Origin of the sequence: Synechococcus sp. PROS-7-1, from assembly GCF_014279795.1 — a bacterium.
Classification (GTDB): domain Bacteria; phylum Cyanobacteriota; class Cyanobacteriia; order PCC-6307; family Cyanobiaceae; genus Synechococcus_C.
The window spans coordinates 1,865,526-1,879,375 of the sequence record NZ_CP047945.1 but is presented as its reverse complement, the minus strand read 5'-3'; the positions used below and the strand labels follow the sequence as shown (position 1 = coordinate 1,879,375).

The window sequence follows — 13,850 nt, the reverse complement described above, 5'->3', positions numbered from 1 at the left end:
TTCTGGCATTCAGCAGGAACGGATCGTCAAATCCCCCGAGTGCTGATGAATTTTGTTCTGAATCGAGGCAAAAAAAAGGAGGTGAAGGTCACCTCCGCAGAACTTGTATTGGTGTTCCTGGCGAACAGTGATCACCAGCTGGACTTCACCACGCCAGGGAGCTCGCCTTTGTGGGCGCGTTCACGCAGTTGGTTGCGGCACAGTCCGAAATCGCGATACACACCACGGGGCTTGCCGGTGGCCCAGCAGCGATTCCTCATGCGTGAGGGTGCGCTGTTGCGGGGCAGAGCCTGAATCTTGCGGTGAATTTCCAGACGCTTCATCGGATCCTCCGCTGCATTGAAGGCGGCCATCAGGGCTGACCGCTTAGCGGCGAAGCGCTCAACCATTTTCTTGCGCTTCGCATCGCGAGCGATCATCGACTTCTTGGCCATGCAGCGGTTGGAAACGAGCAGTTCAATCTGAAACTTTACTGCCTCACTGACCCATCAACTGGCGCACCACCGCCAGTTGGCTGGTGTCACGCACGATCAGCAGAACGCTGAGACCGAGCACGAGCAGCAGACTGGATTGCATCACCGCGAGTTGAAAGCGCTCGGGCAGCGGCCGTCCCCGCAGACCTTCCAAGAGGAGGAAGACCAGTTGTCCGCCATCGAGCAGGGGCAGAGGCAGGGCATTGAGGACGCCAAGATTGATCGAGATCAAGGCCAGGAACAGGGCCAGGCCGGATCCTCCCTGGCTGGAGAGCTGAGCACCCATCTCCACGATCTTCACAGGCCCGGAGACCTGCTGAGCTGTGGTGCCGAAATCGGTGAGAAGACTGGCGTAGCCCGACACCGTGCGGCTGAACAGACCTGCAAATTGTGCGCTGCCAGCACTGATCGCTTCAAAGGGAGACCGCACCGGACGACTGCCACCGTTCATCGCCACCTGCAACTGGGCGCCGATCCGCCCGGTGCCCTGTTGATCAGCGGGGGTGAGCCGCAGTGTTCTCACGCCCTCACCGCGTTGAACCTCAAGCTCCAACCTTTGGCCTGGGCTGCGGCGGATCGGGTCGACGGCCGCCCGAACAGCGGCATCTCCGCTTCCGAGGGATTGGGCATCGATAGAGAGAATGCGATCCCCTGGCCTGAGCCCGGCCTGGGCTGCAGGAGCGCCGTCCTGCACCGTCATCACCATCACGCCGGGAGAGGGATCGCCGGGAACACCGGCAGCGGCCGTATGGCCCACCAGCACCAGCCAGGCCAATAGCAAATTCGCCAACACCCCGGCACTGATCACCAGCACGCGTTGGGGAATTGGACGGTTGCGAAGCAAATCCGGATCGTCCAAGGGAATGGATTGGTCGTTGTCGTCGTCATCTGGAAACGACACGAAGCCGCCGAGTGGCAGCAGGCGCAAGGCATAGGTGATGCCGTTGCGCTCGGTTTTCAGCAGCGCTGGACCGAAGCCCACGGAAAAGCCGTTGACGCGGATGCCTTGCAGACGGGCGGCCAGGAAATGACCTGCCTCATGAATCACGATCAGCAGCCCCAGAGCGAGCAGTGAGGCCAGAACGTTCATGAGGATTCACGCAGTCGGATCATTCTGGCTGGAGACGATCCGAACCGAAGTAAGGCGCGAGCGCTTGCGGCAAGAGAACGCTTCCATCGGCCTTCTGTCCGTTTTCCAGCAGGGCGGCCATGGTGCGACCGATGGCCAGGCCGCTGCCGTTGAGGGTGTGCACGAGGCGGGTGGCCTTGCCGTCTTTGGTGCGGATGGACGAGCGTCGGGCCTGGAAATCGCCGCAGACGCTGCAGCTGGAAATTTCCCGGTAGGCCCCAGCCCCTGCGAGCCACACCTCCAGGTCGTAGGTGCGCGCTGCGGAGAACCCGAGATCACCCGTGCACAGTTCCAGCACGCGGTAGGGCAGCTCGAGCGCCTGGAGAACAGCTTCCGCATCGGCGGTGATCGCCGCATGCGCCTCGTCGGCGTGGTCGGGATGCACGAACCAATACAGCTCAACTTTGTTGAACTGATGCAGGCGGATCAGGCCCCGGGTGTCACGGCCGTAGCTGCCCGCTTCCCGACGGAAGCAGGGGCTGTAGGCCACGTAGCGCAAAGGGAGTTGATCCAGCGGAATGATTTCATCGCGATGAAGCGAGGTCAGCGGCACCTCCGCCGTGGGCGTCAGCCAGAGGTCATCGTCCGCGCAACGGAAGCTCTCCTCGGCGAATTTGGGGAGCTGCCCTGAGCCGGTGAGGCTGGCGCTGTTCACGAGCACCGGAGGCAATACTTCGCGGTACCCCTTGCCGGTGTGGAGGTCGAGCATGAAGTTGATCAGGGCCCGCTCCAGGCGAGCACCCTGACCAAACAACGTCACAAAACGGCTCTGGGCGATCCGCACCGAGCGCTCACTGTCGAGAAGCCCCAAGCGATCGGCGATGGCCCAGTGCTCTTCAAGCCCCTCCTGCTTGCGCGGGACTCCCCAGGTGCGGATCTCGATGTTGTCGTTCTCATCCCGGCCGTCTGGACACTCGGGTGAGGGGAGATTGGGGAACGTGAGCAGCTGAGTCTTCAGCTCGGCGGCGAGTTGACGTTCCTCGTCCTCCAGCACCGCCACTTTTTGTTTGATCGCATTGCCCTGTTGACGCAGTTCAGCGACTTCATCACCCTTCGGATCAGCCCCTGCCTTGATCTTGAGGCCAACCTCTTTGCCCACGCGGTTGCCTTCGGCCTGCAGGCTGCTGCGCTGCTCTTCGCGGTCTCGCTGCTGTTGGGCGAGGGCCTGAAGGCCGCTCAGATCAACCGTCAAGCCGCGGCGAGCAAGCTCCCTGGCCATCAGCTCAGGGTTCTCTCGCACCAGACGCTGATCGAGCACAGGGATTTCAATGGCGGCGCGGGCAGCCTAAGCGTCCGCCTCCCAGGGCTTCTGCCGATTCAGAGAACCTGGCCGACCATCACCGCCGCCACCGCAGAGAACAGGGTGATGCCGAGGGCTGTGATCGGATTCTGGCCTTGCACCACAGCAACGGTGGTGATCACTCCAGCGCCGAGACAGGCTGCTGCAAGCTGGGTGGTGAGGTCAGTGGTGCGGTTCACGGCCTAACTGTCTGTAGTCCTGGCAACCTACGGAGCTTGTTCCATGTCGTCCTGGCGACACCGTCGGATTCGTTACGGCGCGTCAGGGTTCGTTACGCGCCGCAATGAAGCGGGCCTGGCCCGGCCTGCACTGGCCCATTGCTTGAGGGCCTCCAGCTGTTCCCGAGCGGTGCGCGCCAGGGGGACCAACTGGGATGCAGCCTTGATCAGGTCGCTTTCATTCAGTTCGCGGCGTTCCGCAAAAGCGAGGTGCATCGCTTCGATCACCACTTGCTCGAGTTCGGCGCCGGAATAGCTCTCTGTTCGGTCCACCACGGTGGACAGGGGCAGATCGAGATGCGGGCGTCTGCGCTGGAGATGGAGAGCCAAAATGCCGCATCGCTCCTCTCTGGATGGAAGGTCCAGAAGGAAGATCTCGTCAAAGCGCCCCTTGCGCAGCAATTCGGGTGGCAGTCGCTCCACGCCGTTGGCCGTGGCCACCACGAACACGGCGGAGCGTTTCTCCGCCATCCAGGTGAGAACCGTGGCCAGAACTCTCTGACTGGTGCCACCGTCGCTGCGGCCGTCCTGGCCGAAGCCCTTGTCGATTTCATCAATCCACAGCACACAGGGCGCCATCGCTTCGGCGCGCAGGATCATGTCGCGTGTGCGTGCCTCGCTGGCCCCAACCAGCCCTGAGAACAGGCGGCCCACATCCAAGCGCAGCAGAGGCATGGACCAGCTGTGGGCAATGGCTCGTGCAGTCAGTGATTTCCCTGTTCCCTGCGGACCGACCAGCAGCACACCCCGCGGCAGGGGGAGTCCGAAACGGCGTGCCTCGTCGCTGAAGGCGCGATGACGCTGATCGAGCCAGTGCTTCAGGGTCTCCAGTCCACCGATATCCGCGGGTGTGGCATCCGTGCGGCAGAACTCCAGCACTTCGCTTCGTGCCAGGGACAGGCGTTTTTCCTCGAGCACATCGGCCAGATCATCAAGGCTGAGGCGTCCGCGCTGGGCCAAGGCTTTGGCAGCCACATGCCTCACCCTGGATTCACTGAGGCCGCAGCAGGCGTGGGTGAGCTCTTCCAGCACCTCCTCTTCGAGGACGGACCCACTGGCTCTGGCGATATTGCTCAACAGGATCCGCAGTTCCTCTTCCCGAGGCAGCGGCAGATCCAGCAGGGTGAGTGCCTCGTCGAGGTCGTTGGGCGGTGTCCACTGGCCGCAGCTCAGGATCAGGGTGTGCGGGGTGGATCGCAACTCGCTGGCCAGGTTGCGCAGCATGCGCGCGATGCCGGGGTCATCGCAGAATCGGTGCACATCCTTGAGCAGCAGCAGGGTGGGATCGTTGTTTGAGCGTTCCTTCAGCCACTGCAGAACAGCCATCGGCTGCCGTGCTCCCAGGTTGTCCTGGCTCAGAACACCGCTGAGTCCACCGACAAAATCCCATTGCGCCAGCAAACGATCGCCGAGACGTTGGCTGGCCTGGGCCAGGAGGGCCTCAACCCTCTCCTCTTCATGGCTTCGGATCCAGATCAGAGGGGTTCCCGATCGGATTAGGAGATCCAGCTGACGGCTCCAGGATTCAGTCATGCCGTTGGTCCGGTGATGGCTCCATCGATGCTTGAAGGTCTCGCAGCGCTTGCCAACGGGGATCCTTCAGCGCCGTTGGCGTTGTGGGGGCTGCTGCTGCGCTGGTCTGCACGGGAGGACCTGGGCAGTGATCGCCGCAGCGGTTGACCACCGACATCTGCAGACTCAGTTGCTCAAATACCCAGCGCTCAGGCTCGAACGAGCCCCGTGGGTCCAAGCATTCCATCAATCCCTCAGGGGCCTCAGCGTCGAAGATCCCATTGCCGAAGGTTTCCTCTGAGGGATCTGAGCCAAGCCAGATCAGTTCGCTGTTGTCAACGGTGAGTTGCTGGTTGAAGTGTCCAAGGCAGCGGTCACAGCGAAGGCAGATGATGGTCTGCAGGGATCCCTCAACCTCAAGGATGTTGCCGCGGTGTTCCGCGCAGACGCGACCTCTGATCGGTGTGAGGCTTGCAAGCTCGTCGTGGTTCCCATTCACCTCCCAAACCTTGGGCTGACCCAGGGCAAGGAGGTCTTTCAAGGCCACCGGCTCCAAGCCGGGAATCATTTGCTTCCGCCCTTGGGTTCAAAGGGCAGACGGCCTGCCTGGGATCCGCCGCCGGCTGTGGCAGTTGCAGGCGTCTGGCCCTGCTGCTTCATCTGGTCATCCAGGATCGCTTGCAGATTGTCGGGCAGTGCTTCGCGGGTGAGAAGGAAGGTCTGAAGGGCCTGGAAGATATTGGCGATCACCATGTAGAGCAACACGCCGGCCGGCAGTGGGAAGAAGAGAAACATGCCAGTGATCATCACGGGCGTGATCTTGTTGGCCGTGGCTTGCTGGGGGTTGGCTGGCATGCCCATGCCCGACAGGAGCTGGGAGATGAAGAGGCTCAAGCCGAAGGCCCCCACGAGGATGGCGATATCCCAATTGATGGCTCCCTCGGTGTAGAAGCCCACCTGGCCAAGGGCTTTGATGAACAGGAAGCCGCTTCGCGCTGCGAGGCCAGGGATCTTGCCCTCAACCGTGGCATCTCCTGGGGCCAAGGCCTTGATGGTGCCGTCCTCAGAGACGGACACCACCGACTCCCCTTTGGTCACGGACCAGCTGGGAAGGAAAGACTGACCGTTCTCCACGTCGCTGAGAACTTTGCTGAACGGCTCTCCGCTCTTGGTTTGGAGCTGGATCTGAACGTTCTCTCCGGCTCCGATCTTGGTGCCGCCGGGAAGGCTTGCGATCACAGGAACGTGATCGGTTTCAGTCACGAAGATTGAGTGGCTGGCGCTGGTGAAGGGTTTGGGGTCGACCGCGGCGATCTGGTCGGCAGGCAACACCTTGAGGTTGAGGGTGTAGGGGACGTCAGCGAACGGTGATCCCCGCAGGGTGGCGAACAGGGCGAAGAGGATCGGCATCTGCACGAGCAGAGGAAGACAACCGGCTAAGGGGCTGCCGAACTCCTTCATCAGTTTTCCCAGCTCTTCCTGCTGCTTTTGTGGGTTGCTGGCAAACCGAGCCTTGATTTCTGCCTGGCGCTTCTGCATCACCGGCTGGGCGATGCGCATGCGCCTGGCGCTGCGAATGGATCCTGCGCTGAGCGGGAACAGCGCCAGGCGAATGACGACCGTGAGCGCCACGATGGCCAGTCCGTAGCTCGGTACCAATCCGTAGAAGAAATCCAGGATCGGGAGGAGCAGATTGTCGGAGATGTACCCGATCACGATGGCGTTCCGCGGTGTGGTGAAAGGTGATGCCAGTGTGCAACAGCGTCGCCGCTTTTGCGGTGCTGCCGGGCTTCAGGCAGCGAAACCCTTGCTGGTGGACTCGTCAACACCAGCCTGGCTGGGTCGCTCGTTCGTGGGACGCGATTGGATGCGCTCCAGGATGTAGGTCTCAACCTCTCGGAAGCGAGGCAGCGAGCGCATTTCGAGTCTGGATCCGTCAGCGAGCACCAGCACCATGTCTCCCCAGGCGCCGAACCCTCTGGGCACGCAACGCACCTCGCGGATCTGGCTGTAGACCACCTGACTGCGGTCACGCCCCATCCAGCCTCCGCTGACGGAAACTCTGCGGCTGGTGATGTTGAAGCGCAGCCAGAGGGCTCGCACCACAGCGCCGATGGTGAAGGGAAGTCCGATGAGCGTGAAACCAAGGAGAAGGTTGACGATCAGGTCCCCCTTGGCCGGACCTCCTTCGTAGAAGGTGTCTTCCTGAATGGACTTCGTCATGGCTGGAGACCCGCCTCTTCAAGCAATCTGTCGCATTCTTCCAGCAAGTTGGCCTCTTCTGCGTCAGCACCGGGCCGAAGACTGATCAGCAGCCAGCAGTCGCTGTGCTCGGAGCGCGCTTCGAAGCGCGCTCGAAGATGGTCATGCAGCAACCGCCTGAGGCGATTGCGCACCACCGCACGCTTGTGCACCTTGCCGCTGATCACCACTGCAATCCTGCAGCTCTGGTGCTGAGCATGCATCGAGACACCAGTGGCATCGCGACGCAGCAACTTGGGATTGGATGATGCCTTACGCAGCACCATCAAGGTGCCGTGGTAGCGCTTGCCACGTCTATGCAAGTGATCGAAACAGCGATGGCCACGCAAACGCATGGAAGCGGGCAGAACCATCGCTGAAAATGTGCTTTACCGGATCAGACGGCCAGACGGGAGCGGCCCCGCTTGCGGCGGGTGCGGATCACGCGGCGGCCGGTGTGCGAACGCATGCGCACGCGGAATCCGGAGACGCGCTTGCGCTTACGGCTGGTACCACCGAGGGTTCGCTTGGTCATGAATCTGTTCCGGCGTCCGGCTTTTTCTCAAGAGGAGAGTTTATCAGGGAGGGTTCAATCGATATCGATCAACCAGCTTCCGAGATACCCGGCCACGGGAACGTCGCCAGGGGCCTGGGCCAGCGCATTGAACTGATACATGCCCTGGGAGTTGGGATTGAAGATATTCATCACCACGGCGTAGGTGCCGCCTGTGGGGATCGGGGAATCGGGGAACACCTCAATCGCGGTTTGCTTCTCGTTCACCTCGAACACAGCGGGCAGAACCTCTTTGCAACGGCTGCGGGAGAGGACCCCACCAAGCTTCATCTTGCAAAGCGACAGATTCTTCGGCTGGATCCGGGCATTGAAGTAGCTCGGAACCGTGATGCTCAGCTTGAGAATGGCGGTCTTGCGATCCTTCGGTCTCAGCATGAAGAAGTACTCGGCCCGCTCGAGTTGCTGCGTGCTGCTCTGCACGTAGTAGAGCTTCTTGTAATCCTTCGAGCCATCCCAGCGGAATTCCAGCAGCGACGGGGTGTTCTGGGCCTGCACGGCTTGGGGCGCAGTGGTGGGCAGAAGGGCTGCAGTGCCGATGGAGCCGGCAAGGAGTGCAGCGGCGAAACCGGCACGGCGGGACGTGAATTGGAACAGGCTTCGAGTCATGGAATCGGATTGCTTACGGCGATGTCGCCATGGGACGTGTGTGAATTGTCCTGAGAATTGAGGGAAGATCGGCCCGCCCATGGTCGGCCCTTCAGCTGTCAGCTGTGACCGGATCTGTCAGGTCGCAGACGCGAGGCGCCGCGGAGATAGGGGTGATGCAGCGGCTGGTCCGCTGGAACCCAGGCATGGGCCAGAAGCCGAATGCAGCGAGCGAGATCACCATGAACAGCCATCTGCTGCACATCCAGCAGGGCGACGGCGTCCCAACCGGCACGGTGCCGGGCCGTTGCGGCCGGGAAACAGGCATCAAGGTCGGTTGTCACGGAAAACGTTACCGACACGAGTTGATCGGGTTGCAGCTGGTTTTGCTCCATCAGGGCATCCACCAGCTCCGCCACGGCGTTGCTGATGGAGGCGGCTGTGTTGTCAGAGCTGGTCGTGGCTCCACGCAGGCCACGCAGCTGCAGGGGAAGGGTCATGGCCGGTGCATCCAGAGGAGTTGACCACTCAGCTCCAGTTCCGCATGCAGCCGTTGTTGAACGGCGCTGAGCAATGCGGAGCCCGGGAGTCCCTGGAGCAGGCTTTTGCGCGGCTTCCCGAGGGTCACGGGTTTGCAGCGTTCCTCATCCAGATCGGCCAGTCGGGCCGCCAGAACCCTGGCCTGTTCCTCATCGCCGAGTTCATCCACCAGGCCAAGCTCCTTGGCTTGGGCACCGCTGAACACGCGACCATCGGCAAAGGCCCGCACGGCATCGGGCTCGAGTCCGCGTCCGTCAGCGACGGCCGCGACGAACTGGTCGTAACTGCTGTCGATCAGGTCCTGCAGCAGCTGCCGCTCCTCAGGACTGAGGGCACGATCCGGCGAAAGGATGTCCTTGTAGGCCCCGCTTTTCACGGTTTCGAAGCGGATCCCGATCTTGTCGAGGAGCTCCGAGAGATTGTTGCCGCGCAGGATCACGCCGATCGATCCGGTGATGGTGCCGGGATTGGCAACGATCGTTTCGGCTGCGACGCCCACATACACCCCGCCAGAGGCAGAGATGTTGCCGAAACTGGCGACCACCCGGCAGCCTTTCTCGCGCAGTCTCAGCAGGGCGGCATGGATTTCTTGGCTGTCGCCAACCGTGCCTCCTGGGCTGTCGATGCGAAGCAGCAAGGCTGGAAACTCCCGCTCCTGCACCTCGCGGAGAGCCTTGAGAACCCGCCGGCGAGTGGACCCGCTGATGGCTCCCTCGATGGCGATTCTCGCCATGCGACGTTTGGATTTCCGGCGCCACGGCCACACCATGACTCTCCGTTCAACTGGCCGGATCTTAAAAAGGACCCTGTCGGCCCGATTTCATGTCCTCCCTGCAGCGCGGGCTGTTGATGGTTCTCCCCTTCGCTTTGTGGGGTACGGCCATGGCTGCGATGGCTCCCCTGGTTCATTCCGGCGGGCCAGCGCTGGTGGCCTGTCTCAGGCTTCTTCCTGCTGGAGCTGTGCTGCTGGTTGCCGTTCCCTGGCTTGGTCGTTCCCTGCGGATCGACCCCGGCGATCGGGGTTGGTTTGTGCTGTTCACCCTTGTTGACGCCTTCTTGTTCCAGATCTTTCTCGCCAAGGGAATTGAAGGGACGGGTGCTGGACTCGGTTCGGTTTTGATTGATTCCCAGCCGTTGATCGTGGCGCTGCTGGCGCGGTGGCTGTTCGCGGAAGCGATCAATCCATTCGGTTGGCTCGGTCTGGCCCTTGGTTTGGCAGGAATCGTTTGCCTCGGGGTCCCCGCTCCCCTTCTGAACCACTGGTGGCTGGAGGCCGATCTGTCCTCATGGGAGTCCGGATGGCAGTCCGGGACTGGATGGATGCTGTTAGCGGCCCTCACCATGGCCCTTGGAACGGTGATCAGTCGCTTTGCTTGCCGCCGCAGTGATCCCGTGGCAGTGACCGGATGGCACATGCTCTTCGGGGGCATTCCCCTGCTGATCTGGCATGGGCTGGACCCGGCGACCTCCCTGCTCCCGCCCTGGACTGGCTTGGACTGGGCGCAGATGGCCTACGCCTCCATCCTTGGCAGTGCGTTGGCCTATGGCCTGTTCTTCTGGTTCGCCAACCGTGAGGACCTCACTGGTTTCACCACCTTGGGCTTCCTCACCCCTGTGTTCGCCCTCGCTTCAGGGGGTGTGCTCCTCGGGGAACGCCTTGCGGGCCTGCAATGGTTCGCTGTTTTGCTCGTTTTGGCTTCAGTGCTGTTGGTCAGTCAGCGGCAGAAGCTCTGGGATCCATTGCTGCGCGCCGCTGCGCCCCAGCCCGGAGACATGAAGGCATGACGGAGCGTCCCCTGAATCTGGTGCTGGTCAGCACGCCGATCGGTCAGCTTGGTAGTGGGCGAGGAGGGGGCGTCGAGCTCACCCTCGGATCGGTACTGCGCGGCCTTGCGGGCCGCGGTCACCAGCTCTCGCTCGTGGCACCGGAGGGATCGAGGTCGCCGGTGGTTGCTGACACGGTTCAGCTGCATTCGTGCCAGGGCGTGGATCAGCCGAGCTGGCAGCACGCCGACCGTGGAGCTCCAATGCAGATTCCTGATGATGGGGTGCTCCCCCGCCTTTGGGAGCGTGCCCTCGACCTGGGCCGTCAGGCCGATGCCGTGATCAATTTCGGTTACGACTGGCTTCCTCTGTGGCTGACGCCCCATGCCCCCGCGGCCCTGTTTCATCTGGTGAGCATGGGGTCGGTTTCGCAGGTGATGGATCGCGCCGTGGCTGCGGTGGCCCGTTGGGACCAGCGCCGGTTGGCGTTTCATACCCGCCGTCAGGCCCAGGATTTCGACCTGGTCGCCCCGCCTGAGGTGGTGGGTAACGGCTTCGATCTCTCGAACTATGCGCTTCAGCTCGGCACATCGGGTCCCTTGGGATGGGCCGGTCGGGTCGCTCCGGAAAAGGGTTTGGAGGATGCGGCGGCCGCGGCTGCGGCCCTCGGAGAAACGCTGCGGGTCTGGGGCCTGGTGGAAGACCAGGCCTATGCCCAGCATGTGGAGGCAAATGTGCCGCAGGGCACCATCGAGTGGTGCGGGTTCAAACCCACCGCCGAGCTTCAGAGAGAGCTGGGGGCCTGCCGGGCGCTGCTCAACACCCCCAAGTGGAATGAGGCCTACGGGAATGTGGTGGTGGAGGCTCTGGCCTGTGGTGTGCCAGTGGTGGCTTACGACCGCGGAGGTCCTGGTGAGATCGTTCAAGACGGAGTCACGGGTTGGCTCGTTCCCCCCGATGACCGCGACGCCCTGACGCGAGCCACGCAGCGTGTTGGTGCGATCGATCGACGGGTTTGCCGCGGCTGGGCTGAACAGTGGGCGAGCCAGGAGGGTTTGGCCATTCGCGTGGAGACCTGGATCCGCCGGGGGTTGTCTCGGATGGATGGCACGATCGTCTGATGACAGGGGATCGACCTCACACGACTGAGCTCACGCCACTGGTGCGGCGCAGAGGGCTCTGGTGCATTTTCGTTCTGGCTGTGGTGATCTTCACCTGGCAGCTAGGAAGCACTGGATTGGTGGATGAAACGCCACCTCTCTTTGCTGCTTCAGGCAGGGCGATGGCGGAAACCGGCGACTGGTTGACGCCCCGGGTGAATGGTCTGCCTCGCTTCGACAAGCCGCCTTTGGTGTATTGGCTGATGGGGCTGAGCTACAGCCTCCCCGGGTCAGCGTCCTGGGACCCCCTTGGCACCTGGGCCGCGCGCCTGCCGTCGGCCCTGGCGTCAATGGCCTCCATGCTGATGGTGGGTGACACGCTGCTGCGCTACCCCTTGGCTGGCGATGCTCACCCTCGCCGGACGGCGGTGGCTGGAGCGCTGGCCTTCGCCCTCTCCCCTCTGGTGCTGATCTGGAGCCGCACCGCAGTGAGCGATGCCCTGCTGAGCGGCACCCTCAGTCTCAGCCTGCTCTGCCAATGGCGTTGCTATGCGAGTGGATCCACGCGGCGCTGGTGGCTGGCCTGGGTGCTGCTGGCCCTTGCTGTGCTGACCAAGGGGCCCGTGGCGGTGGTGCTCACCGGAATCACCCTGAGCCTCTATGCCCTGATCCGCAGGGATCTGTTCGGTTTGTGGCGGCTCCTTCGCCCCATCCCCGGCTTGCTGATCACAGCTGCGCTCAGCTTGCCCTGGTATGTGGCCGAGCTGGTGGTGGAGGGCCAGCCGTTCTGGGACAGCTTTTTCGGTTATCACAACCTCCAGCGCCTCACCAGCGTGGTGAATGATCACCTCCAGCCCTGGTGGTTCTTCGGACCGGTGCTTGTGGTGGCGTCTCTCCCGTTCACGCCGCTGCTCCTGCTCGGCCTTGCACGCTGTCTGGCCGCGTTCCGGGGAGAGGGATCGCGTCTGCAGCTCCCAGCCCGGCAGAGCCTCCGCGATTTCGCAGGTTGCTGGGTGTTGTCGTTGCTGATTCTGTTCACCCTGGCGGCAACCAAACTTCCCAGTTACTGGTTGCCGGCCACCCCAGCCGCTGCCCTGTTGATCGCCCTGACGGCTCAGGCTCCCTCGTGCAAGCGACGTCCATTGCTTCTGTGGATGTGGAGCCTCACCTTGCTGCTCACCGCCGTTCTCGCGGCGGGTCTCTGGGTATCGCCCCTCTGGATCCCCCTGATTCAGGACCCGGAAATGCCCACGCTTCCCGCTGAGCTTCTGGCTAGTGGTCTGGTGTTCAGGGCGGCTGTTTGCTTCAGCGTGGCGACCTTGCTTGGCCTGCTCACCTTGGTGCGGACTCTTGATGGTCGCCTGCTTGCGGTGCAAGGGCCTTTGGTGGCGTTTCAGCTCGTTGCACTCCTGCCGATGATCGAACTCGGGGATCGGGTTCGGCAGCTTCCTGTCCGGCAGGTGGCTGGAACGGTGGTGAGTCAACGGCGACCCGGGGAACCCGTCGCGATGATCGGCGTTCTCAAACCCTCCATGCACTTCTACACCCGTCAGGTCGTGCTTTATGAGGGCAAGTCGAAGTCCGCACTGGTCAACCTTGCGGATCGACTCAGCCGTGAGGAGCGCCAGGGATTTCAAGGCATCCCCCTCAGCGATGCCGACAGCTCGGACACGGTGCTCGTGGTGATTGATGGACGCACCGCCGAGCGTGAGCACTGGCAAGATTTGAATCCTGAGATCTTGGGCCAATCGGGCATCTATGCGCTCTGGCGTGTGGATCGCAGGCGGCTGGAGCAGCGGGCTGCAGCCCTTCAGGCGCGTGGTGTCGCCCTGACCTGGCGGGATCCAAGGCCAGAGCGTTACTGATCGGTGCCCCTGGCCGCCTCCGCGCCTAAGTCAGCGCTTCTGCAGAAGCTGCAATGTCCCCAATAGGCCATCTCTCCAGTCGGCGCCGGTGATCCGCAGCGCGGGCAGGTCGCCATCCCATGCACATCCGTCCGGCTGGGATGGCGGTTCCACTCGTCCAGAGGATCCCCTGGATCAGACCGGCGTGCCGTGTGGTGTTGCAGGATGCGAAGGTCGCGCACGGGGTGACCGGCAGCACGGATCGCGGCGAGGAGCTGAAGCTTGCTGTAGAGCAGGGCCTGGCGCCACTGGGGATGGCTGGCACCCACGCTGAGCACTCCTTGTCTCAGGGTGAGAGGCCGGCAATGGTCAGCCAGGGACGGTCCTGCCAGTTTCGGCCAGTCCTGCCATAGCGCTGCCATTGAACCGTCCTGACGCCATTGCTGGTTCAGTCGGTCCAGGCATCCCCGGATTGACTGGGCCGGCTCAGGAGGCGCCGGCATCAAGAGCTCACCCTTGCCGAAGCGGCGTCGCTGTGATTTCGGAGCCCTTCCCATGGTTGATCAGGGA

At 62.7% G+C, this 13,850-nt stretch carries 17 protein-coding genes; 3 read left to right on the top strand and 14 right to left on the bottom strand.

All coding sequences use genetic code 11. The features are described 5' to 3' along the window. Positions 1–131: 131 nt before the first annotated feature. From rpsN to sppA, 13 genes are all read right to left on the bottom strand, one after another. Entirely contained in the window at positions 132–434 is a 303-nt protein-coding gene (gene rpsN / locus SynPROS71_RS10250) for a 30S ribosomal protein S14 (RefSeq protein ID WP_186594904.1), read from the bottom strand. A 43-nt stretch (positions 435–477) separates the two neighbouring features. Further along, positions 478–1,563 (bottom strand): RIP metalloprotease RseP, encoded by a 1,086-nt coding sequence (rseP, locus tag SynPROS71_RS10245; RefSeq protein WP_186594902.1) that lies wholly within the window; start codon positions 1,561–1,563, stop codon positions 478–480. A gap of 19 nt (positions 1,564–1,582) precedes the next feature. Then, complete coding sequence (gene serS, locus SynPROS71_RS10240) at positions 1,583–2,860, bottom strand: serine--tRNA ligase (RefSeq protein WP_186594901.1); 1,278 nt, start codon at positions 2,858–2,860, stop codon at positions 1,583–1,585. Between the two features lie 59 nt (positions 2,861–2,919). Beyond that, entirely contained in the window at positions 2,920–3,081 is a 162-nt protein-coding gene (locus SynPROS71_RS10235) for a hypothetical protein (RefSeq protein WP_011933801.1), read from the bottom strand. A 72-nt stretch (positions 3,082–3,153) separates the two neighbouring features. Beyond that, positions 3,154–4,653, bottom strand: coding sequence for an AAA family ATPase (locus tag SynPROS71_RS10230; RefSeq protein WP_186594900.1), 1,500 nt, complete (start codon positions 4,651–4,653; stop codon positions 3,154–3,156). After that, a complete protein-coding gene (locus tag SynPROS71_RS10225) occupies positions 4,646–5,200 on the bottom strand; it encodes a DUF177 domain-containing protein (protein ID WP_186594899.1) in 555 nt (184 codons plus the stop codon). Before SynPROS71_RS10225 ends, SynPROS71_RS10230 begins: the two co-directional genes overlap by 8 nt. Beyond that, a complete protein-coding gene (yidC, locus tag SynPROS71_RS10220; protein WP_186594898.1) occupies positions 5,197–6,348 on the bottom strand; it encodes a membrane protein insertase YidC in 1,152 nt (383 codons plus the stop codon). The genes SynPROS71_RS10225 and yidC overlap by 4 nt, the downstream gene beginning before the upstream one ends. A gap of 75 nt (positions 6,349–6,423) precedes the next feature. Continuing rightward, a complete protein-coding gene (locus SynPROS71_RS10215) occupies positions 6,424–6,855 on the bottom strand; it encodes a PH domain-containing protein (protein ID WP_186594897.1) in 432 nt (143 codons plus the stop codon). Continuing rightward, on the bottom strand, positions 6,852–7,247 hold the full coding sequence (locus tag SynPROS71_RS10210) for a ribonuclease P protein component (RefSeq protein WP_186594896.1): 396 nt from the start codon (positions 7,245–7,247) through the stop codon (positions 6,852–6,854). Before SynPROS71_RS10210 ends, SynPROS71_RS10215 begins: the two co-directional genes overlap by 4 nt. Positions 7,248–7,270: 23 nt before the next feature. Then, positions 7,271–7,408, bottom strand: a complete 138-nt coding sequence (gene rpmH / locus SynPROS71_RS10205) for a 50S ribosomal protein L34 (RefSeq protein WP_011128745.1) — start codon at positions 7,406–7,408, stop codon at positions 7,271–7,273. A gap of 54 nt (positions 7,409–7,462) precedes the next feature. Continuing rightward, positions 7,463–8,053: a DUF2808 domain-containing protein gene (locus SynPROS71_RS10200; RefSeq protein WP_186594895.1), complete on the bottom strand. Its 591-nt coding sequence runs from the start codon at positions 8,051–8,053 to the stop codon at positions 7,463–7,465. 98 nt (positions 8,054–8,151) lie between these two features. Continuing rightward, positions 8,152–8,532, bottom strand: a complete 381-nt coding sequence (gene aroH, locus SynPROS71_RS10195; RefSeq protein WP_186594893.1) for a chorismate mutase — start codon at positions 8,530–8,532, stop codon at positions 8,152–8,154. Continuing rightward, positions 8,529–9,341, bottom strand: a complete 813-nt coding sequence (sppA, locus tag SynPROS71_RS10190) for a signal peptide peptidase SppA (protein WP_186594891.1) — start codon at positions 9,339–9,341, stop codon at positions 8,529–8,531. Before sppA ends, aroH begins: the two co-directional genes overlap by 4 nt. A 53-nt stretch (positions 9,342–9,394) precedes the next feature. On the opposite strand from sppA, the gene SynPROS71_RS10185 reads away from it, so the two are divergent. From SynPROS71_RS10185 to SynPROS71_RS10175, 3 genes are read left to right on the top strand one after another with little or no spacing between them, the layout of a single operon-like run. After that, positions 9,395–10,357 (top strand): DMT family transporter, encoded by a 963-nt coding sequence (locus SynPROS71_RS10185; protein WP_186594889.1) that lies wholly within the window; start codon positions 9,395–9,397, stop codon positions 10,355–10,357. After that, the gene (locus tag SynPROS71_RS10180; RefSeq protein ID WP_186594888.1) at positions 10,354–11,457 is read left to right on the top strand and encodes a glycosyltransferase; all 1,104 of its coding nucleotides are present in this window, start codon (positions 10,354–10,356) and stop codon (positions 11,455–11,457) included. Before SynPROS71_RS10185 ends, SynPROS71_RS10180 begins: the two co-directional genes overlap by 4 nt. Further along, positions 11,457–13,301, top strand: coding sequence for a glycosyltransferase family 39 protein (locus SynPROS71_RS10175; RefSeq protein ID WP_186594887.1), 1,845 nt, complete (start codon positions 11,457–11,459; stop codon positions 13,299–13,301). Before SynPROS71_RS10180 ends, SynPROS71_RS10175 begins: the two co-directional genes overlap by 1 nt. Here SynPROS71_RS10175 and SynPROS71_RS10170 read toward each other — a convergent pair. Beyond that, positions 13,295–13,837, bottom strand: coding sequence for a DUF721 domain-containing protein (locus SynPROS71_RS10170; RefSeq protein WP_186594886.1), 543 nt, complete (start codon positions 13,835–13,837; stop codon positions 13,295–13,297). The two genes, SynPROS71_RS10175 and SynPROS71_RS10170, sit on opposite strands and share 7 nt — an antisense overlap. Positions 13,838–13,850: the final 13 nt, after the last annotated feature.